At 73.9% G+C, this 18887-nt stretch carries 18 protein-coding genes; 4 read left to right on the forward strand and 14 right to left on the reverse strand.

From position 1 onward, the window contains the following. Positions 1-185: 185 nt before the first annotated feature. From ABZ885_RS08585 to ABZ885_RS08610, 6 genes are all read right to left on the reverse strand, one after another. Complete coding sequence (locus ABZ885_RS08585) at positions 186-968, reverse strand: DUF6099 family protein (RefSeq protein ID WP_360185041.1); 783 nt, start codon at positions 966-968, stop codon at positions 186-188. 167 nt (positions 969-1135) lie between these two features. Next, positions 1136-1528: a nucleotide pyrophosphohydrolase gene (locus ABZ885_RS08590; RefSeq protein ID WP_360185044.1), complete on the reverse strand. Its 393-nt coding sequence runs from the start codon at positions 1526-1528 to the stop codon at positions 1136-1138. After that, positions 1525-3039: an ATP-binding protein gene (locus ABZ885_RS08595; RefSeq protein WP_360185047.1), complete on the reverse strand. Its 1515-nt coding sequence runs from the start codon at positions 3037-3039 to the stop codon at positions 1525-1527. The genes ABZ885_RS08590 and ABZ885_RS08595 overlap by 4 nt, the downstream gene beginning before the upstream one ends. 96 nt (positions 3040-3135) lie before the next feature. Beyond that, on the reverse strand, positions 3136-3966 hold the full coding sequence (locus tag ABZ885_RS08600; protein WP_360185050.1) for a putative RNA methyltransferase: 831 nt from the start codon (positions 3964-3966) through the stop codon (positions 3136-3138). A gap of 51 nt (positions 3967-4017) precedes the next feature. After that, positions 4018-5043: an alpha-L-glutamate ligase gene (locus tag ABZ885_RS08605; protein ID WP_360185053.1), complete on the reverse strand. Its 1026-nt coding sequence runs from the start codon at positions 5041-5043 to the stop codon at positions 4018-4020. After that, the gene (locus ABZ885_RS08610) at positions 5040-6044 is read right to left on the reverse strand and encodes an ATP-grasp domain-containing protein (protein ID WP_360185056.1); all 1005 of its coding nucleotides are present in this window, start codon (positions 6042-6044) and stop codon (positions 5040-5042) included. The genes ABZ885_RS08605 and ABZ885_RS08610 overlap by 4 nt, the downstream gene beginning before the upstream one ends. A gap of 254 nt (positions 6045-6298) precedes the next feature. Between ABZ885_RS08610 and ABZ885_RS08615 the strand changes: the two genes are divergently transcribed. Further along, the gene (locus ABZ885_RS08615) at positions 6299-7186 is read left to right on the forward strand and encodes a GNAT family N-acetyltransferase (RefSeq protein WP_360185059.1); all 888 of its coding nucleotides are present in this window, start codon (positions 6299-6301) and stop codon (positions 7184-7186) included. 23 nt (positions 7187-7209) lie between these two features. Here the strand turns inward: ABZ885_RS08615 and ABZ885_RS08620 are convergent, their stop codons facing one another. Both ABZ885_RS08620 and ABZ885_RS08625 read right to left on the reverse strand, forming a co-directional pair. Beyond that, positions 7210-7632 (reverse strand): fic family toxin-antitoxin system, toxin component, encoded by a 423-nt coding sequence (locus tag ABZ885_RS08620; protein ID WP_360185061.1) that lies wholly within the window; start codon positions 7630-7632, stop codon positions 7210-7212. Continuing rightward, positions 7629-7865 (reverse strand): toxin-antitoxin system HicB family antitoxin, encoded by a 237-nt coding sequence (locus ABZ885_RS08625; RefSeq protein ID WP_360185064.1) that lies wholly within the window; start codon positions 7863-7865, stop codon positions 7629-7631. The genes ABZ885_RS08620 and ABZ885_RS08625 overlap by 4 nt, the downstream gene beginning before the upstream one ends. A 272-nt stretch (positions 7866-8137) precedes the next feature. Between ABZ885_RS08625 and ABZ885_RS08630 the strand changes: the two genes are divergently transcribed. Beyond that, a complete protein-coding gene (locus tag ABZ885_RS08630) occupies positions 8138-8335 on the forward strand; it encodes a hypothetical protein (RefSeq protein ID WP_360185067.1) in 198 nt (65 codons plus the stop codon). Positions 8336-8424: 89 nt separating this feature from the next. On the opposite strand, the gene ABZ885_RS08635 is transcribed toward ABZ885_RS08630, so the two are convergent. Continuing rightward, on the reverse strand, positions 8425-9780 hold the full coding sequence (locus tag ABZ885_RS08635; RefSeq protein WP_360185090.1) for a class I SAM-dependent RNA methyltransferase: 1356 nt from the start codon (positions 9778-9780) through the stop codon (positions 8425-8427). Between the two features lie 320 nt (positions 9781-10100). Continuing rightward, a complete protein-coding gene (locus tag ABZ885_RS08640) occupies positions 10101-12194 on the reverse strand; it encodes an APC family permease (RefSeq protein WP_360185070.1) in 2094 nt (697 codons plus the stop codon). A 228-nt stretch (positions 12195-12422) separates the two neighbouring features. Between ABZ885_RS08640 and ABZ885_RS08645 the strand changes: the two genes are divergently transcribed. Together ABZ885_RS08645 and ABZ885_RS08650 are read left to right on the forward strand one after the other, a co-directional pair. Then, entirely contained in the window at positions 12423-13091 is a 669-nt protein-coding gene (locus ABZ885_RS08645) for a TrkA family potassium uptake protein (protein ID WP_360185073.1), read from the forward strand. Continuing rightward, entirely contained in the window at positions 13091-13762 is a 672-nt protein-coding gene (locus ABZ885_RS08650) for a TrkA family potassium uptake protein (protein ID WP_360185076.1), read from the forward strand. Before ABZ885_RS08645 ends, ABZ885_RS08650 begins: the two co-directional genes overlap by 1 nt. 132 nt (positions 13763-13894) lie before the next feature. Here the strand turns inward: ABZ885_RS08650 and ABZ885_RS08655 are convergent, their stop codons facing one another. The 4 genes from ABZ885_RS08655 to ABZ885_RS08670 form a co-directional block, all read right to left on the reverse strand. After that, entirely contained in the window at positions 13895-14647 is a 753-nt protein-coding gene (locus ABZ885_RS08655; protein ID WP_360185079.1) for a DUF3159 domain-containing protein, read from the reverse strand. A gap of 2 nt (positions 14648-14649) precedes the next feature. Next, positions 14650-15057 (reverse strand): OB-fold nucleic acid binding domain-containing protein, encoded by a 408-nt coding sequence (locus ABZ885_RS08660; RefSeq protein WP_360185081.1) that lies wholly within the window; start codon positions 15055-15057, stop codon positions 14650-14652. 101 nt (positions 15058-15158) lie between these two features. Then, the gene (locus ABZ885_RS08665) at positions 15159-15839 is read right to left on the reverse strand and encodes a response regulator (RefSeq protein ID WP_360185084.1); all 681 of its coding nucleotides are present in this window, start codon (positions 15837-15839) and stop codon (positions 15159-15161) included. Between the two features lie 46 nt (positions 15840-15885). Then, complete coding sequence (locus ABZ885_RS08670; protein ID WP_360185087.1) at positions 15886-18552, reverse strand: sensor histidine kinase KdpD; 2667 nt, start codon at positions 18550-18552, stop codon at positions 15886-15888. Between the last annotated feature and the right edge of the window lie 335 nt (positions 18553-18887).

An 18887-nucleotide genomic window follows, 5' to 3' on the forward strand; every position in this document is an offset into this window, starting at 1 on the left:
CTGTCGCCCGTCCGGCCGGAAACGCCCTCACCGAGGCGGCTCGGGGATGGCAACCCCGCCTCACCCGGGAGGCCGACCGCCGACGGGAGTCGGACCGCATTGAGCGGTGCCCGGTGACCCGCCACCGGGCGGTTCGTTCGTTGCAGCGGCGGCGGCTCCGGCGCTCCGGGCCGCCATCAGCCGCTTCACACCGCACTACCGATCCGAAGAGGTCCGCTCATGTCCGAACCCTGGTCCGAGGCATCCGCCGTGCCGCAGCATCCGGCTGCCGACGCGTCGGCGCTGCCGGCCCCTCCGAAGACCTTGCTGGAGCAGATGCAGGAGCTGCTCGCCTCGGTGACCGCGGACCTCGCGGAGCTGCAGTCGTCCGGCGCCGCCGGGGCCGCCGACCGGCCGGACGGCGGGCCGAGCCTGAGCACGAGTAACGGCCGCTCCGCCGCCGAGGTCTGAGGCGGCACCGGTGGGCCGGGCGCCGCAGGCTCCGCCGGCTCCGGTGCGCACTCCCCGTCCGCCTGCCGCACCACCCGCCCCAAGCGGGTGACGAGGTCCGTGCAGTCGGCGGCCGCGTCGACCCCGTCGATGCACGTCCAGTACAGGCTCTCGGTGTCGGCGCCGCAGGCCAGCACCACCAGCGTCTCGCCGACGTCCCGCAGCAGCCCGCCGAGCTCGGCCAGCACCGGGGCCGGCGCGCCGAGTTCGGTGAGCCGCCCGGCCCGGCCGCCCGCGCCCAGACCCGCCAGGGCGGAGGACTCCCCCGAGGAGTGGTCCAGGCAGCCCGCCGCATGGCTGCCGGCCTCGGCGAGCTGCTGGCCGAGGCCGGCCGACTCGCCGTCGTCCAGCTCCGCGAGCCGGGCGCCGACCGCCTCGGTGAGCAGCGCGGCCTGCCGCGCCTCGGCCAGCACGTCCGGCACGTTCCTGGCCTCGGCCAGGGCGTGCCGGGCCGTCTTGATCAGTCGCAGCGCCTCCATCGGCCGCCACTCCTTCCGCACGTTCTCGCCGTGCTGCCGCGGCCGCTCGACCGCGGCGGCACCTGGTCACGGCGAAAGCGTGCGCCGGGAAGCGGATCGGCGCAGCCACCACATCAGAACCTGTGGACAACCCGGGGGTTGTGGAAAACTTCCTTCCCCCGCAAGGGCTATTCGTCCACGTCCGGCTTGACGTCGGCCCCGGATCCACCGCCCTGACCGGGCACGGGGAAGCGCAGCTCGTTGCGGTCGATCTTGGCCGCCAGGGCGGTCAGCGGGTCCACGCCGACCGCCGTGCAGAACTGCAGCAGGTAGGCGAGGACGTCGGCCACCTCGTCCCGCACCCGGTGCGCGCGGTCCGGGTCGGACATCACCGCCGCAGCCTGCTCGGGCGTGAGCCACTGGAAGATCTCCAGCAGTTCGCCGGCCTCCACGGTCAGCGCCGCCGCCAGGTTCTTCGGCGTGTGGAAGGGCTCCCAGCTGCGGGCCGCGGCGAACGCCGTCAGCCGCCGGCGCAGGCTCTCCAGGGTCGGGTCCGCGGGCTCCGTCACTCGTTCACTCACCCCTCCAGGTCTACCGCATCCCCGGACGCGCCCACCGCCCCGGGCGCCCCGCCGGCGACCGGTCCGGTCACCGGCGAGGTCACGGCCCCGCCCACCCCGTCCGCCCCCGCGCCCCGCGCACCGCCCTGGGCCGGCACCCGCGCGGTCTCGGCACGCAGCACGGTGTGGCCGGACCCCGGGTCGCGCCGGCACTCGACCAGCGCCACGCCCGGCGGCAGCTCCCCGTCCCCGCCGAGCGCCTCCCGGGCGGCGGCCGGCTCCTGCAGCGCGGCCAGGACCCGCAGTTGGTTGCGCCCGGCCATGTCGCGGGCGAGCCGGAGCAGCGACGCGGTCTGTTCGGTGCCGAGCCCGGCGCCGAGGTCCCCGGCGAGCACGGTGAGCTGCCGGTGCGCCCAGGGCACCTCGGCGGCGGGGTCGAGGTCGAGGACGCCGGCGCCGGTCAGCAGCACGGCGGCGAACGCGAGGTGGCGCAGCATGCCGTCGGAGGCCTGGTCGGCGCCGGTGCGGCCGAGGACGCCCTCGTCGAAGACGGCGAGGACGCGTTCGCCGGTGCCGATCCCGCGCCGGGCCAGGTCGAGTCCGAGCAGCGGGTGCGGGGCGGCGGACTGGACGACGCGCAGCAGCTGGCCGTAGCGGCGGGAGCACTCGTTGCTGAGCCGGGCGATGACGGCGGAGATGTTGGCGGCGGTGCTGAGCAGCCGGGCCTGCGGGTCGGGGCGGGCCCAGCCGCGCATCAGGGCGGGCACGGGGTGGACGGGGAACACCTCGCGCAGGGCGGTGAGCAGCTGTTCCGCGGCGGCGAGGACGGTGCGTTCGCCGGCCGAGGAGCCGGCGACGCGCAGCGGGAGCTGTGCGGTGATCAGGGCGGTGTTGGGGAAGGGCGCGCGGATGTCGCCCTGCCGGGTGTCGTTGTGCCAGCTGACGTTGATCCGCTGGTGCCGGAGGTCCTGTTCGCCGGTCTCCACCAGGGTCCGGCCGTCGAGGGTGAGCTGTTCCCGGGCGATCCGGACGGGGCCGTCGGTGCGGACGACGACTTCGAGGCCGATCGGCCCGTCGGCGGAGCGGACGGTGCAGCCGAGGATGAGGGCGTTGCGGCCGTGCGGTACGCAGCCGGCGAGGCCGCCGCGGACGGGGGCGGCGAGCGGGCCGGGCCGCCCGGGGAGGCCGTCGAGCGAGTCGGTGATCTCCTCGCCGAGGGCGAGGCGGGAGAGGACGGCGAGGGCGTCGAGCGCGTTGGACTTGCCGACGCCGGCCGGCCCGTGCAGCACGGTGAGGGGCGCGAGCGGCAGGCTCGCGCGCCGGTACGACTTGAACGAGGTGAGCCGCAGCTCCTCGACGGTGGGGCGCTGTGCGGGCGGACGGCCGGGGTCGGGCGCGCGCGGGTCGGGGTCCGGGACCCACCGGCCGGGTTCCGGGGTCCGCAGGCCGGGGTCCGAGGTCCGCAGGCCGGGGTCCGAGGTCCGCTGGTGGGGGTGGGCCGGCACGGCGGGCCGGGTGGCGTCGCGGTTCACCCGTCGGACGTTAGCCGCCGCCCGGGCGGCAGAAACGTGCCTGCCCGGCAGATTCATCCCAACGAGGTGGGCGGGCGCGGGGCGCGAACGCCCCGCTCAGCGCCGGTAGGCGGCGACCGTGACGGAGGCGGTGACCTCGACCGGGTCGGGCAGCCCGGCGAGGCGGGCGGCCAGCCGCTCGCGGTCGGTGTGCCAGGCGCTCGGGCCCATGCCGACGACGGTGCGGACGTCGGCGGCGGAGAGCCGCAGGGTGAACTCGACCTCCTGCCGCCCGGCCGGGGTGAGGTGGGGGCCGAGCTTCTCGTCGATCCGGCGCTGCTTCTCCTCGTCGACCGACAGCAGCCCGAGCGCGGTGACCAGTTCGCGCAGGTGGCGCGGGGTGGGCGAGACCAGCAGCAGGGTGCCGCCGGGGCGCAGCACACGGCGGATCTCGGGGCCGTTGCGCGGGGCGAAGACGTTCAGGACGAGGCCGGCGGAGGCGTCCCGCAGCGGCAGCGGGCGCCAGGCGTCGCAGACGACGGCGCCGATCCGGGGGTGGGCCTTGGCGGCGCGGCGCAGCGCGTACTTGGAGATGTCGAGGGCGGCGCCGGGCCGGGCGGGCAGGGCGTCGAGCACATGGGCGAGGTAGTGGCCGGTGCCGGCGCCGAGGTCGGCGACGAGGCCTTCGGGGGCGGTGGCCGCGGCGGCGTCGGCGAGCGCGTCGGCGATCGGGCGGTAGTGGCCGGCGGCGAGGAAGTCGCTGCGGGCGGCGACCATCTCGGCGGTGTCACCGGTGCCGGTGTGGGCGTCGCCGGCGAGCAGGCTCACGTAGCCCTGTTTGGCGATGTCGAAGCTGTGCCCGCCCGGGCAGCGCAGGGTGCGCCCGTCGAGGGTGAGGGCCTGCGCGCAGTGCGGGCACGCCAGGTAGGGCTCGATGTCCTGCAGCAACGTCCGTCTTCTCTCGCCATCCGGTCGTGCGTCCCGGCCGGAAGGGCAAGCCTAACGACCGGCGGTGCGCGGCGGCGCATCCCGCTGACCGGGGAGCTGACCGGGGAGCAGGCCCGGGAGCACGCCCGGGGGCACACCCGGGAGCTGGCCCGCAGGCCGGTCAGGGAGCAGGCCGGGACACCGGCCGGGGAGCCGGGGGTTCCCGCCGCCCCGGGCGGCGGCGCGCAGGGCGAGCGCGGCGAGCGCCTCGGGGGCGCCGGCCTGGCCGCGGATGCCCGGGAAGGCGTTGACGTCGACGATGACGGGTTCGGCGGGCCCGTCGAGCAGGTCGACGCCGTAGACGTCGAGGCCGAAGACCTCGCCGACCCGGCGGGCCAGCGCGGCGCGGTCGGCGGGCAGCTCGGCGGGGCCGAAGCGGCCTTCGCCGCCGGCGGGCAGACCCGCACCGGGGGCGAGCTCGGAGCGGCGGCGGTCGCAGAAGACCTGCCCGTCGACCACCCAGAGCTTCTGGTCCCAGCCGGTGTTGGCGAGGTAGGGCTGGGCGATCACGGGTTCGCCGGGCCACCGGGCGGCGAGGGCACGCAGTTGCTCGGGCCCGTCGACGCGGGCGACGAGGTCGTGGCGGCGGCTGTGGCGGCTCTTGACCACGATCGGGTAGCGCAGCCCGGTGGCCGGCAGCGGGCCCGCGCCGGCGAGCCCGGCAGCACGGTCCTCCGGTCCCACCGACTCCGCCAGCTCGGCGATTCCCGCGGCGGTACGGGTCGCGGCGAACGGCAGGCCGGCCCGGTCGGCGAGGTCGGCCATGGCCGTGCGGTCCTGGCAGAACGCGGTCGCGGCCGCCGAGTTGATCACGGGGGCGCCGCGCTCCTCCAGGTGGCGGGCGAGCGCGAGCGCCTGCGGGGTGCGGGCCTTGAGCAGGTAGACGTCGGCGAGCGGGCCGGGCCCGAGCCGCCCGTCGGGCGGGGTGTCGCCGGTGGTGGGGTCGAGGCTCTCGACCCGGTGGTCCGGGGCGAGCAGCGCCGCGGTGGCGGCGAGCAGCGGGTGGCCGGGGTCGGGCGTGAGCAGGCAGACCCTCATACCGCTCCGCCCACCACGCCGTTGACGAACCCCGCCCCGCCGACCCCGAGCACCCCGCCGACGCCCACCGCCGCACCGCCCACGACCGCACCGTGCACCGCGGCACCCTGCACGGGCAGCCGCACCGCATCCGGCACCGGCACCGCCGTCGGCTCGGGAACGAGCGCGGGCGCCGGGGCCGAGACCGCCGTCCCGGTGCGGGCCAGCCGCAGCACCGCCCGGGCGACCCGGGCGACCGCGTCCGGCACCTGGCGGAAGCTGGGGAAGTCGTTGATGTCGACGACCACCGGCCCGTCCGGGCCGAGCAGCACGTCCACGCCGTACAGGTCGAGCCCGAACACCTCGCCCACCTGGGCGGCGATCCGCGCGACCTCGGCGGGGAGCGGCACCTGCCGCTCGCGCACGCCCTGCCCGGGGTGCAGCGGCGAGCACCGCTCGGTCGCGTACAGCTCGCCGTCGACGCAGTACACCTTGAGGTCGGTTCCGGAGTTGGGCACGTAGGGCTGGGCGATCAGCAGGCCCTCGCCGGCGAGCAGGGGGCCGAGTGCGAGCAGTTCGTCGGAGGTGCGGACGAGCCGGACGGCCCGCCCGGAGCTCCCGTCGGCGGGCTTGACGACCAGTGGGTACTCGGAGGCGGGGATCTCCGCGAGCCGTTCCCACCGCGCGGCGGCGTAGGTGACCGGGACGGGCAGGCCGCGGGTGCGGGCGATCACCGCGGCGAGCGCCTTGTCCCGGACGCCGCGGATGGAGCGGACGTCGTTGACCGTGGTGAGGCCGACCGCGGCGGCCGCTTCGAGGAGGGTGAGGCCGGGGCCGCCGGAGACGGTCTTGAGCACCCAGGCGTCATGGCTGCCGGCCCGGACCGACTCGGAGATCGCCATCAGCGAGTCGCCGGGGCGCAGCACGTCGACCCGGTGGCCCCAGGCGGTGAGCTGGCGCGCCACGTCGAGCGGCATGCCGTCGTGCCGGTAGTGCTCCTCGACCAGAAAGCAGAGCCTCATGAGCCTGTCCATCCCCCTCGCCTCTCCCAGCACGGACGTCCGCCGTTCCGGTCCGGCAGAGCTGTAAAGGCCCCAGAATGCCATGGCGTCCACACGCAAGATCGCCCGGCCGGTAAGCGTTCGGCAACAATCCGCCCGATATGCCCGGGCTCCCTCCCGCGCCGGCCGGCGCGGCCCGGGGCGGCGGGACCCGGGCGGGCGACACCTCGGGATCGCGGGCAAAACACTGGCAGGTCCACGACGAGCCTGCCAGGATGCAGGACGTGACCCTTGACGATCTTGATCCCGCCCGCTCCGCGTCCCCCGGCCTCCTCGCCGGGATCGAGCGCTACTACGACGCCGTGCCGCGCGCCGCGGCCCGCGTCGAGGACTTCGGCCCGCTGAGCCTGTTCGTCCGCGAGGGCAGCGGCTGGCCGTACTACGCCCGCCCGACGCTCGGGCACGGCGGCCAGGCCGCCACCGCCGAGGACGTCCGCCGGGTACTGGCCCGCCAGCGCGAGCTGGGCGTTCCGGAGGCGTTCGAGTGGGTGGCCGAGCACGACCCGCAGCTGCGCGCGGCGGTCGAGGAGGCCGGGCTCGTGGTGCACGAGCACCCGCTGCTGGTGCTCGCACCGGAGGACGAGCCCGCCCCGACGGACCGGGTGCTGCCCGAGGGCGTGTCGGTGCGGGTCCTGGCCGCCGACGACCCGGACCTGGCGAGCGCGGTGGCCGTCCCGCACCTGGCGTTCGGCGAACCCGGTACCGCGCTGGGCACCGCCGGACCGGACGAGCTCGCCGCGGCCGCCGCGAAGTCGGCGGCGGACGGCACGGTCGCACGGATCGCCGGGCGGATCACCGCCGGGCAGACCGTGCTCGCCGCGGCCGTCCGGGACGGCGTCGCGCTCTGCGCGGGCCAGCACAACCCGGTCGGGCCGGTCACCGAGGTGGCCGGCGTCGGCACCCTGCCGTCGGGGCGGCGGCAGGGCCTCGGCCTCGCGGTCACCGCGGCGCTGGTCGCGCACGCGCGGGCCAACGGCGTGCGGACGGTCTTCCTGTCCGCCGCCGACGAGGACGTCGCCCGGATCTACCGCCGGGCCGGCTTCCGCCCGTTCGCGACGGCGCTGATCGCCGAGCCCGCGCCGGACGGTGCACCCGGGGCGTGACCGGCGGGGGCCACCCCTCCGGCTCAGTCCGAGTCCTCGTCGTCCTCGCCGCTGACGCCCTCGCCCTCGGCCTCGTCCACCACCCACGCGGCCAGCCGCTCGGCGACCCCGGACACGCCGATCCGCCCCTCGCGGATGGCCCTGGCGAGGCTGCGCACCTCGCGGGCGGTGGTCGCGACCGTGCAGCCGCTGGCCACCAGGTAGGCGTACGCGACGGCGGTGGCGAACAGTTCGTTGGTCTTCTCCAGGGCCGGCACCCGGATCAACTGGTGCATCAGGGCGGCGGCGCGGTCCTGCGGTTCGGGGTAGACCGCGATGTCGAAGATCTCGGCCTGGTGGCGGGCGACCGCCGCGAGCAGGGATCCGTAGTCGGTGACCTGCGGGTCACCGGGCGTGTACTGCTCGGCGGTCATGAGCAGCCACGAGAGGTCGACCTCCAGGTTCAACGGCGCACGTCCTGGAGGTCGGCGGTGCCACCGAACTCGGCCAGGAACGCCGTCTCGTACTCCTTCATGAACTGCGCGGCGGCGTCGACGAACGCCCGGCCGGCCTCGCCCATGTCCTGCTGGACCAGGCGCTCGATGTACTGGTTCATGCTGATCCCCTGCTGCTCCGCCCGCTCCCGGGCCATCTCCGCGGTGGTGGCGTCCACCCGGACGTTCAGCTGCTTCTTACCCATGACCCTCAAGCTAGCGCCGAAGTGCTAGCACAACAAGGGCGCATGCTCACCCACCGCGCGCCCTGCAAGCGCCCTGCCCGCCCGGACCCGCCCCCAACCCACGCACGGACGACCCGCAGCGGCCGGATCTCCCGGATCACCCTCCGGAACCGGCGCGGAGACGCCTGCGGAGCGGCCCCGAGGAGCGAGACTTGAAGAGTTCTTCACCTTCCGAGACTCTGAACTGCCCCGAGCATTCCCTGGAGCGGCACCGACCGGTGTGGAGGCCGGCAATGACAGCCCTGTTCGACCAGGAGCTGCGCGAGCAGCTCATCCAGGCCCGCAAGGACCTCGCCGCCGCACGCGCCGAAGGGGACGCCGACGGCGTCCAGGCGTACGAGGGCCGCATCGCCGGACTCCTCCGGCTCGCCGCCCAGCACGGCATCAGCCTGCCGCACAGCACGGAGGAAGAGGAACAGAACCTGCGCTGAGCGGCGCCCGTCACCACGGCCCGACGCACGGAGGCGGCACCCGGACCCCGGGTACCGCCTCCGTGTCACGCCGCGTCCGGCCCGTCGGGCTACTCGCCGACGGGCTCCAGGATGGCCACGCACTCGAAGTGGTGGGTCATCGGGAACAGGTCGAAGGCGCGCAGCGAGACCGGGCGGTAGCCGCCCTCGCGGAAGAACGCGAGGTCCCGGGCGAGCGCGGCCGGGTCGCAGGCCACGTAGGCGATCCGGCGGGCCTCCAGGCCGGCCAGGTGGGCGACGGTCTCCCGGCCGGCCCCGGCCCGCGGCGGGTCGAGGACGATCAGGTCGGTGGCGGTGATGCCGGTGCGCGGCAGCAGCGTCTCGACCCGGTCGCACTCGATCCGGACGTTGTCCAGCACGGCCAGGTTGTGCCGGGCGTCGATCACGGCCTGCTTGGACGACTCGATTCCGAGCACCGCGCCGTCCTCGCCGACCCGGTCGGCCAGCGCGCCGGCGAACAGGCCGACGCCGCAGTACAGGTCGAGCGCGTTCTCGCCCCACTGCGGGTCCAGGCCGTCCAGGACGGCGTCGACCAGGGTGTCCGGGGCCTCGGGGTGGATCTGCCAGAAGCCGCCGTTGCTCACCCGCCAGGTACGGCCGGCCGCCCGCTCGCGCACGAAGGTGCGGCCGTGCACCCGGTGGACGTTGCCCTGGTCGTCGATCCGGCTGATCGACACCGGCTTGTCCAGCTCGACCAGCGGCAGCTGGGCGCCGGACTCCGGGGTGAGCACCACCTGGCGGTCGGAGGAACCGGACGCGGCGATCACCTCGACGGTGGCGACGCCCGGCCAGTCACGGGACTCGATGCCCAGCTCGGTGACGCCCTCGGAGGCGATCAGGCAGCGGTCGACCGGCTGGATCTCGTGCGAGCGGTGCTTGCGCAGCCCGACCTTGCCGGAGGCCGGGTCGACCGCGTACTGCATCCGGGTGCGCCAGGCCGGCACCTGGCCGGCCGGGAGCTTGCCGCCGACCGGCTCGACGCTGCCGTCCCAGCCGGCCTCGGCCGGGGTGAGGCCGGCCAGCTTGGCGAGCTGCTCGGTGAGCACCTGCACCTTGAGCTTGCGCTGCCCGCCGGGCGTCACGTGCTGCCAGTCGCAGCCGCCGCACTTGCCGGGCCCGGCGAACGGGCACGGCGGGACGATCCGGTCCTTGGCGGGCTCCAGGATCTCCACCGCGTCGGCCCGCAGGAAGCGCGACTTCGTGGTGCCCTCGGTGACCAGCGCGACGACCTTCTCGCCGGGCAGCGCGTGCCGCACGAACAGCACCCGGCCCTCGTGCCGGGCCACGCAGTGCCCGCCGCCGTGCGCGACCGGGCCGACCTCGACCTCGTAGCGCTCGCCGACCAGCGGCTCGCCGCCGGGGCCCTTGGGGGCGGCCTCGGTGCGCGGGGGGCGGGCGGTGCGCAGCGCCTTCGGCGGGCGGACGGTCTGCTTGCGCGGACGCTCGCCGCCCCGGCCCTTCTCCTTCCGGGGCTCGGCAGCGGCCGGGCGCTCGGCGCGCGGCGCGCGCTCCGGGCGCTCGGACGGCTCCGGGGCGCGCTCCCCCGGTGCGAGCGGCGCCGTCTGCGCGGTGTAGCCCTCGCGGTCGGTGGCGGCCGGGCGCACCGGCTTGCCCCAGCGCGGCCGGGCGACCTGACCTGGCTTGCCGGCGCGGCCCTTGCGGGCGCCCTTGCCGGAGCCGCCGGACGAACCGGACGAGCCGTGGGAGCGGGACGGGGTGTTGCGGGTCACTGGGAGGAGTCCTTGCTGCTGTCAGCGGAGCCGGCGGCCTCACCGCCGGACGGTGCGTCCGGCGATGCGGAGACATTCGACTTTACGGCCTTCGGCGCCCGCGGCTCGCCACGCCGGACGGCACCCGGCGCCGACCAGGCCTTCTGCGGCTTCCGCCGCTCGGAGGACTCCAGCTGCCACGGCACCGAGGTCACCATCACCCCGGGCTTGAACAGCAGGCGGCCCTTGAGCCGCAGCGCGCTCTGGTTGTGCAGCAGGTGCTCGTACCAGTGGCCGACCACGTACTCGGGGATGTACACCGAGACCACGTCGCGCGGGCTGCTCCGGCGCAGGTTCTTGACGTAGTCCAGGACCGGCCCGGTGATCTCGCGGAACGGCGAGTCCAGCACCTTGAGCGGCACCTCGATGCCGCGCTCGTCCCACTCCTGGCGCAGCGCCGCGGTGTCCGCCGGGTCCACGTTGACCGTGACGGCCTCCAGCGTGTGGGCCCGGGCCAGCCGCGCGTACGCCAGGGCACGCAGGGCCGGCTTGTGCAGCTTGGAGACCAGCACGATGGCGTGCACCCGGGTGGGCAGCACCACGTCGTCCGGCTCCTCGGCGGCGACCAGCTCGTGGGAGACCCGGTCGTAGTGCCGGCGGATCGCCTTCATCATCACGAACAGCACGACCATCGCGGCGATCGCGATCCAGGCGTGGCTGATCTTCGTCGCCAGGACGACGATCAGCACGGCCATGGTCATCACCAGGCCGAAGGTGTTGATCGCCCGGCTGCGCTGCATGTGGCGGCGCTTGGCCGGGTCCGTCTCCGAGCGCAGCAACCTCGTCCAGTGCCGGATCATGCCGGACTGGCTCATGTTGAACGACACGAAGACGCCGACGATGTACAGCTGGATCAGCCGGGTCGGGTCGGCGTCGAAGGCGATGATGAACAGGATCGCCGCCAGCGCCAGCAGGATGATGCCGTTGGAGAAGGCCAGCCGGTCACCACGGGTGTGCAGCTGGCGCGGCAGGTAGCGGTCCTGGGCCAGGATCGAGCCGAGCACCGGGAAGCCGTTGAACGCGGTGTTGGCGGCCAGCACCAGGATCAGGCCGGTCACCGCGGCGACGAAGTAGAAGCCGGGCGTGAAGTTGGAGAACACCGCCTCGCTGATCTGGGCGAGCGCGGTCTTCTGGTGGTAGTCGCTGCCCGCGCCGATCAGCTGCTCGGCGGGCTCCTCGGCCATCTGGACACCGGTGAGCCGGGCCAGCCAGATGATCCCCATGAACATCACGACGGCGATCGAGGCCATCATCAGCAGCGTCGTCGCGGCGTTCTTGCTCTTCGGCTTGCGGAATGCGGGCACGCCGTTGGAGATCGCCTCGACACCGGTCAGCGCGGCACAACCCGAGGAGAACGCCTTCAGCAGCAGGAACACCATCGCGAAACCGGCCAGCGACTCGTTGCCGGCGGTGGCCTCCAGGTGGAAGCCCGCGCTCTCGGCGGGCATCTCCTGGCCGAACCCGAAGTGCCGGACCACGCCGTACACCACCATGCCGATCACGCCGACCATGAAGGCGTACGTCGGAACGGCGAACGCCGACCCGGACTCGCGGACCCCGCGCAGGTTCATGCCCATCAGCAGGATGACCACGACCACCGAGAGGGTGAGCTCGTGGCCGCGCAAGGACGGCACGGCGGAGACCACGTTGGCCACCCCGGAGGTCGTCGAGACCGCCACGGTGAGGATGTAGTCCACCATCAGCGCGCTCGCGACCACCAGGCCGGAGTTGGGGCCGTGGTTCACGGTGGCGACCTCGTAGTCGCCACCGCCGCTCGGGTACGCGTGCACGTTCTGCCGGTACGAGGCCACCACCGCGAGCATCACGATGGCGACGACGACGCCGATCTGCCACGAGAAATGGATGGCCGACGCACCCGCCAGGGAGAGGGTCAGCAGGATCTCCTCGGGCGCGTACGCGACCGAGGAGAGTGCGTCCGAGGCGAAGACGGGCAGCGCAATGCGCTTGGGGAGCAGCGTTTCCCCGAGCTTGTCGCTGCGCAGCGCACGCCCGATCAGGATGCGTTTCGGAAGGTCAGTCGGCATAGGCACGATGGAATCGTAGGGGCAGTTCGCCCCAAGCTCCGACTCATGTCCCCCCCTTCGTCGCGACTGTGTTCGGTGGACCGGCTAGCGTGTCGGATACGAGCAGGCGGGCAACACTCAGGTTGTCGAGCCGTGCGACCACGAGAACGCTCGCCCCGGACAGCGGGGCGGGGAAGGATGACGAACGGTGTTTGCGCAGGTCAAGACCCCAACAGGACGGGTGAGGTAACACCGGTGCACATCGTCATCATGGGCTGCGGCCGCGTGGGCTCCGCCCTCGCGAGAGCGCTCGAGAAACAGGGCCACTCGGTCGCCGTCGTCGACCAGGACCCGACCGCCTTCCGCCGACTGGGCGCCGGATTCAACGGACGCCGGGTGACGGGTGTCGGCTTCGACCAGGACACCCTCAAGGAGGCGGGCATCGAGGAGGCCGGCGCGTTCGCCGCCGTCTCCAGCGGTGACAACTCCAACATCATCGCCGCGCGCGTGGCCCGGGAGAACTTCGGCGTCGAGAACGTCGCGGCCCGGATCTACGACCCCCGGCGCGCCGAGGTCTACCAGCGCCTGGGCATCCCGACCGTCGCCACCGTCCGCTGGACGGCCGACCAGATGCTGCGCCGGCTGCTGCCGAGCGGCGCCGAGCCGCTCTGGCAGGACCCGAGCGGCACCGTCCAGCTCGCCGAGGTCGCCTACCACCCGCACTGGGTCGGTCACCGGCTGAGCGAGCTGGAGGAGGCCTCCGGCGCCAGGGTGTCGTTCGTCACCCGGCTCGGCGAGGGCGTCCTGCCCGCGCCCCAGATGGTGGTCCAGGAGGGCGACCTGGTGCACGTGATGCTGCGCCGCGCCGACCTCACGGCCGTCGAGGCCGCGTTCGCGCAGGGCCCGGAGAAGGAGGGTCACTGATGCGAGTCGCCATTGCCGGGGCCGGTGCAGTCGGCCGCTCGATCGCGGGCGAGCTGCTGGAGAACGGCCACGAGGTCCTGCTGATAGACAAGAACCCGAACTCCATCTCGGTGGAGCGGGTCCCGATGGCGGAGTGGCTGCTGGCCGACGCCTGCGAGATCACCTCGCTGGACGAGGCCGCCCTGCAGCGCTGCCACGTGGTGATCGCCGCGACCGGTGACGACAAGGTCAACCTGGTCGTCTCGCTGCTCGCGAAGACCGAGTACGGGGTGCCGCGGGTGGTCGCCCGGGTGAACAACCCGAAGAACGAGTGGCTCTTCAACGAGTCCTGGGGCGTGGACGTCGCCGTCTCCACCCCGCGCCTGATGTCCGCCCTGGTCGAGGAGGCCGTCAGCGTCGGCGACCTGGTCCGGCTGATGCGCTTCAGCCAGGGCAACGCCAACCTCGTCGAGCTCACCCTCGCCGCCGACACCGCGCTGGTCGGCACCCGGGTCGGCGACGTGCCGTGGCCGCCGGACACCTCGCTGGTGACCATCATCCGCGAGGGCCGGGTGCTCACCCCGGGCAAGGACGACACCCTGGAGGGCGGCGACGAGCTGCTCTTCGTCGCCGCGCAGGAGCGCGAGGAGGAGCTGGAGACCCTGCTCTCGGCCTCCTCCGGCGCCCAGTAGCAGCCGGGGGCGGACGCCCCGCAGAACGCCGGAAGGGCCCGCACTCGGATGTCGAGTGCGGGCCCTCCCGCGTGGTCGGACGGCTCGGGCCGGGCGTGGCTCAGGCCGGGCGTGGCTCAGGCCGGGCGTGGCTTACTTCCGGTCGGCCGCGGCGGGCTCCCCGTCCGGCTCCTGCTCATCGTCCAGCTGCGCCTTGATCGGCGGCGGCGCCTTCAGCAGGATCTGCCAGGTGACGTACATCGCCAGCAGCATCGGCGGGATGCCCAGGGCGACCTTGAGCCAGCCGAGCAGGTTGACGTTGTGGGTGAAGTACAGCGGGAAGAGGATCAGCGGCTTGATGCCCATGATCACCACCCAGGCCCAGGTGGCCTTGGTGTAGGCGGCCAGCCGGCCCGGGTTCTCCTTGCGCCAGGTGAACATCTCGCCGGTGACCGGGCCGAGCATCACCCCGATCAGCGGCCAGCGCACCAGCGCCGAGACGGCCAGGCCGATGCAGTAGCCGACGTTCCAAAGCAGGCCGGGCAGGTAGAAGTTCTCCGCCTTGCCGGTCTTCATCGAGATCCAGGCCCCGATGGCGACCCCGAACACGCCGCTGAAGGCGTGCTGTACGGTCTCCCGCTTGGCCAGCCGCGCCACCACGAACAGGGCGCTCAGGCCGAGCGCGGCCCAGGCGGCCGCCGAAACCTGGTGGGTGATGTTGAACGTCACGATGAAGACCAGGCCGGGCAGCGTCATGTCGATCATGCCGCGCACGCCGCCGAAGGCCTGCATCACGTTCTCGGCGGCCTCCTTGGAGGCGGCCGCCTGTCGGGCCGCCTCGTCGTCGCCGGGGGCCTCGGCCAGGCCTAGCTGGGCGGCGGGCTCGCCGCCGGGCTGGTTGCTCACGCTCATTCGCTCCCGTGTCCGACCGGACGCAGCTCGTAGCGGGGGTTGAACAGCACGCGGCGCCCGCGTGCGTGGCTGATCCGGCCGCTGGCGACCAGCCGGCGGCCGGGCTCTATGCCCGCGATCGAGCGGCGGCCGAGCCAGACCACGTCCAGCGCCTCGGTGCCGTCGAAGAGCTCGGCCTCCAGCGCGGGCACCCCGGCCCGCGGGCGGAGCGTCACGGTGCGCAGGGTGCCGGCGACGGTGACCAGTTCACGGTCCCCGCAACTGGCGATCGGAGTGCAGCCCGACTCCGCCGCGCTCTCCTGGCGCAGCTCCTCCGCCTGCAGCTCCTCCGCGGAGGAGGTCAGCCGGCTGAGCAAACGGCGGAAGCGGCCCTGCGGCTGGTCGCTGCTGATGTCACCACTCATGACGGAAAGGCTACCGGCTCCCGGGCCCCCCGCGGCAGGCCGCGAGCCCGCCGCGGTACCCGCCACGGGTATCGGCGGACCTCCCGGACGCCGTGGACCGCTCAGCTCTCGAAGCGGTACCCCATGCCCGGCTCGGTGATGAAGTGCCGCGGGTGCGAGGGATCGCGCTCCAGCTTGCGCCGCAACTGGGCCAGGTAGACCCGCAGGTAGTTGGTCTCGGTCCGGTAGGCCGGCCCCCAGACCTCTTGGAGCAGCTGGGTCTGGCTGACCAGCCGCCCGGCGTTGCGGACCAGGACCTCCAGCAGGTGCCACTCGGTCGGGGTGAGCCGGACGTCGGTGCCGTCCCGGTTCACCTTCTTGGCGGCGAGGTCGACGGTGAAGCTGTCGGTGACCACCAGGGATCCGTCCTCACCGGCCACCGGCTCGGCCCGGCGGACGGCCGCGCGCATCCGGGCGAGCAGCTCGTCCATGCCGAACGGCTTGGTGACGTAGTCGTCGGCACCGGCGTCGAGCGCCTCCACCTTCTCGTCGGAGGCGTGCCGGGCGGACAGCACGATGATCGGGACCCTGGTCCAGCCGCGCAGTCCCTTGATCACCTCGACGCCGTCCATGTCGGGCAGGCCCAGGTCGAGGACGACCACGTCGGGGTGACGGGCCGCGGCCAGCTCCAGCGCGCTCGCGCCGTCGTGGGCCGCGTCCACCTCGTACTTGCGGGCCTTGAGGTTGATCACCAGCGCGCGGACGATCTGCGGTTCGTCGTCCACGACGAGGACCCGGGTCATGCGGGCTCCGCCTTTCACAGCTGTCGGAAGGGGGTGGTCGTACGGATCATGCGGGGAACGGGAGGCCGGCCGCCGCCCCGGGCGGCTCGGTCGGACCGGCCGGGCTCGCAGGTCTCCCGGACGGCCCGGTCGGGTCGGCGGATCCGGCGGATCCGGCGGGTCCCGCAGGTCCGGGCGCTTCGGGCGGGCGGGCGGCGGCCGGGAGGGTGACGACCATGGTGAGACCGCCGCCCGGGGTGTCCTCGGCGGTGACGGTGCCGTCCATCGCCTCGACGAAGCCCCGCGCCACGGCCAGCCCGAGGCCCACCCCGGCACCGCGCGGCGCGTCCCCGTACCGCTGGAACGGCGCGAAGATCCGTTCCTTGGCGTCCTCCGGCACGCCCGGACCGCGGTCGACGATCCGCAGCTCGACCCGTCCGGGACCACCCGCCGGGACCAGCGCATCCGCCTTGACCAGCACCTTCACCCCGGCCGGGCTGTACTTGACCGCGTTCTCGACCAGGTTGGCGAGCGAGCGTTCCAGCAGCCCGCCGTCGGCCCGGATCATCGGCAGCGTCTCCGGGACGTCCAGCCGGACGGCCTCCGGCGGAACCCCACCGAGCGCGAACGGCACCACCTCGTCCAGGTCCGTCTCCTGGATCAGCGGGGTGACGGTGCCGGTCTGCAGCCGGCTCATGTCGAGCAGGTTGTTGATCAGGTGGTCGAGCCGGTCGGCCCCGGCCTCGATGCCGGCCAGCAGCTCGGCCTCGTCCTCCTCGTCCCACTCGACGTCCGCCGACCGCAGCGAGGTGACCGAGGCCTTGATCCCGGCCAGCGGGGTGCGCAGGTCGTGCGAGACGGCGGCGAGCAGGGCGGTGCGGATCCGGTTGCCCTCGGCCTCACGGCGGGCCGCGGCCGCCTCCCCGGCCAGCCGGCGGCGCTCCAGCAGCACCGCGGCCTGGGCGGCGAAGGCGCCGAGCAGCCGACGGTCCTCGGCGGGCAGCACCCGGCCGCGCAACGCCAGGGCCAGGGTGTCGCCGACCGGGACGTCCACGTCGGCGGCCTCGGGCCGGTCCGGCGGATGCGGGCCGGCCGCCGCGACCGCCTGCCACGGGCCGAGCGGGTCGGGCCGCTCCAACAGCACGGCGGAGTCCTGCTGGAAGGTCTCCCTGACCTGCTCCAACAGGGCGGTCAGCACGCCGTCCCCGCCCGGAGCGCCGCGCAGCACCGTGCCGGCCAGCGCGCTGAGCGTCTGCGCCTCGGTCTGGCTGCGGGCCGCCTGGTGGGTGCGCCGGGCCGCGAGGTCCACCACCGAGGCCACCGCGATGCCGACTGCGGTGAATATGGCCACCGCCATGATGTTCTGCGGCTCGTCGATGGTGAAGGTGTGGATCGGCGGCGCGAAGTAGTAGTTCAGTGCGCTGGAGCCGACCAGGGCCGAGGCGATCGCCGGGAACAGCCCGCCGACCAGCGCCGCACACACCGTCAGCGAGAGGAACAGCAGCATGTCGGTGGAGAGCCCGAGGCCCTCCAGGTGGGTCAGCAGCAGTGCGAGCAGCGGCGGCCCGCCGAGACCGATCAACCACCCTGCGACGGCCCGCGGCCGGCCGAGGTCGGTGACCTTGCGGACCGGCACCCGGCCGAGGCCCTTCGCGGCGTGCTCGTGGGTGACGATGTGCACGTCGATGTCGCCGGACGCCCGGGTCACGGTGGTGCCGACACCCGGACTGTAGAGGTACTGCCACGCCGGGCGGCGGCTGGTGCCCAGCACGATCTGGGTCGCGTTGACGCCTCGGGCGAAGTCCAGCAATCCGCTCGCCGGGTCGTCGCCGAGGACGGCGTGGTAGGAACCGCCCAGGCTCTCCACCAGCGCCCGTTGCTCGATCAGCGTCTGCGAGGAGCCCGATCCGACGAGGCCGTCCGAACGGGAGATGTGCACGGCCAGCAGCTCACCGCCGGAGCCCCGGGCCGCGATCCGGGCGGCCCGGCGGATCAGCGTCGCGCCCTCCGGGCCGCCGGTCAGGCCGACGACGATCCGCTCGCGAGCCTGCCAGGTGCCCTTGATCCCCTGCTCGGCGCGGTACTTCTGCAGGTACTCGTCGACCCGGTCGGCCGTCCAGAGCAGCGCCAGCTCGCGCAGCGCGGTCAGGTTCCCCGGGCGGAAGTAGTTGGCGAGGGCCGCGTCGATCTTCTCCGGCGCGTACACGTTGCCGTGCGCCAGCCGGCGCCGCAGGGCCTGCGGATCCATGTCGACCAGCTCGATCTGGTCGGCCCGCCGGACCACCTCGTCCGGCACGGTCTCACGCTGCCGGACCCCGGTGATGCCCTCCACCACGTCGCCCAGCGACTCCAGGTGCTGGATGTTCACGCTCGAGATCACATCGATCCCGGCCGCCAGCAGCTCCTCGACGTCCTGCCACCGCTTGCCGTTGCGGCTCCCCGGCACATTGGTGTGCGCCAGCTCGTCCACCAGGGCCACCTGCGGCCGGCGGGCCAGCACGGCGTCCAGGTCCATCTCGGTGAACGCGGTCCCCCGGTGCGTCAGCGCACGGCGCGGTACGACCTCCAGGCCGGCGACCAGCGCCGCGGTGTGCTGCCGCCCGTGGTCCTCGACGAACGCCGCCACGACGTCGGTGCCTCGCTCCAGCCGCCGGTGTGCCTCGGCGAGCATGGCGTAGGTCTTGCCGACCCCGGGCACCGCCCCGAGGTAGATCCGCAGCCTGCCGCGTCCCATGAGCACCATTCTTGATCCGGCCCTGCCCGGGGACCACCCCGGACACCAGTTCCCTTCACCTTCGAGACTACGGCGTATCGGGCGATTTACCACCGATCCGGCTGCTGACCTGGCAGTTTTAGCGCCATTTTGACGGGGCGCCGGCCGGAGACGACCGGCCGGACGGGACTCGGAATGAGGGTCGGGAAAGGGTCGGGAAAGGGTCGGGAAATGCAGAGAACCCCCGTCCGGTTTCCCGGACGGGGGTTCTCTGTGAATGATTGTTCGGCGGCGTCCTACTCTCCCACAGGGTCCCCCCTGCAGTACCATCGGCGCTGTGAGGCTTAGCTTCCGGG

It is taken from the genome of Kitasatospora sp. NPDC047058 (assembly GCF_040643935.1).
In the GTDB taxonomy this organism is placed as follows: domain Bacteria; phylum Actinomycetota; class Actinomycetes; order Streptomycetales; family Streptomycetaceae; genus Kitasatospora.

Excerpts from the sequence above, each read along its gene's own strand:
- ABZ885_RS08585 (WP_360185041.1), bottom strand. The coding sequence starts at position 968 with ATGGAGGCGCTGCGACTGATCAAGACGGCCCGGCACGCCCTGGCCGAG.
- ABZ885_RS08605 (WP_360185053.1), bottom strand. The coding sequence starts at position 5,043 with ATGAGGGTCTGCCTGCTCACGCCCGACCCCGGCCACCCGCTGCTCGCC.
- ABZ885_RS08610 (WP_360185056.1), bottom strand. The coding sequence starts at position 6,044 with ATGAGGCTCTGCTTTCTGGTCGAGGAGCACTACCGGCACGACGGCATG.
- ABZ885_RS08615 (WP_360185059.1), top strand. The coding sequence starts at position 6,299 with ATGCAGGACGTGACCCTTGACGATCTTGATCCCGCCCGCTCCGCGTCC.
- ABZ885_RS08625 (WP_360185064.1), bottom strand. The coding sequence starts at position 7,865 with ATGGGTAAGAAGCAGCTGAACGTCCGGGTGGACGCCACCACCGCGGAG.
- ABZ885_RS08630 (WP_360185067.1), top strand. The coding sequence starts at position 8,138 with ATGACAGCCCTGTTCGACCAGGAGCTGCGCGAGCAGCTCATCCAGGCC.
- ABZ885_RS08650 (WP_360185076.1), top strand. The coding sequence starts at position 13,091 with ATGCGAGTCGCCATTGCCGGGGCCGGTGCAGTCGGCCGCTCGATCGCG.
- ABZ885_RS08660 (WP_360185081.1), bottom strand. The coding sequence starts at position 15,057 with ATGAGTGGTGACATCAGCAGCGACCAGCCGCAGGGCCGCTTCCGCCGT.
- ABZ885_RS08665 (WP_360185084.1), bottom strand. The coding sequence starts at position 15,839 with ATGACCCGGGTCCTCGTCGTGGACGACGAACCGCAGATCGTCCGCGCG.
- ABZ885_RS08670 (WP_360185087.1), bottom strand. The coding sequence starts at position 18,552 with ATGGGACGCGGCAGGCTGCGGATCTACCTCGGGGCGGTGCCCGGGGTC.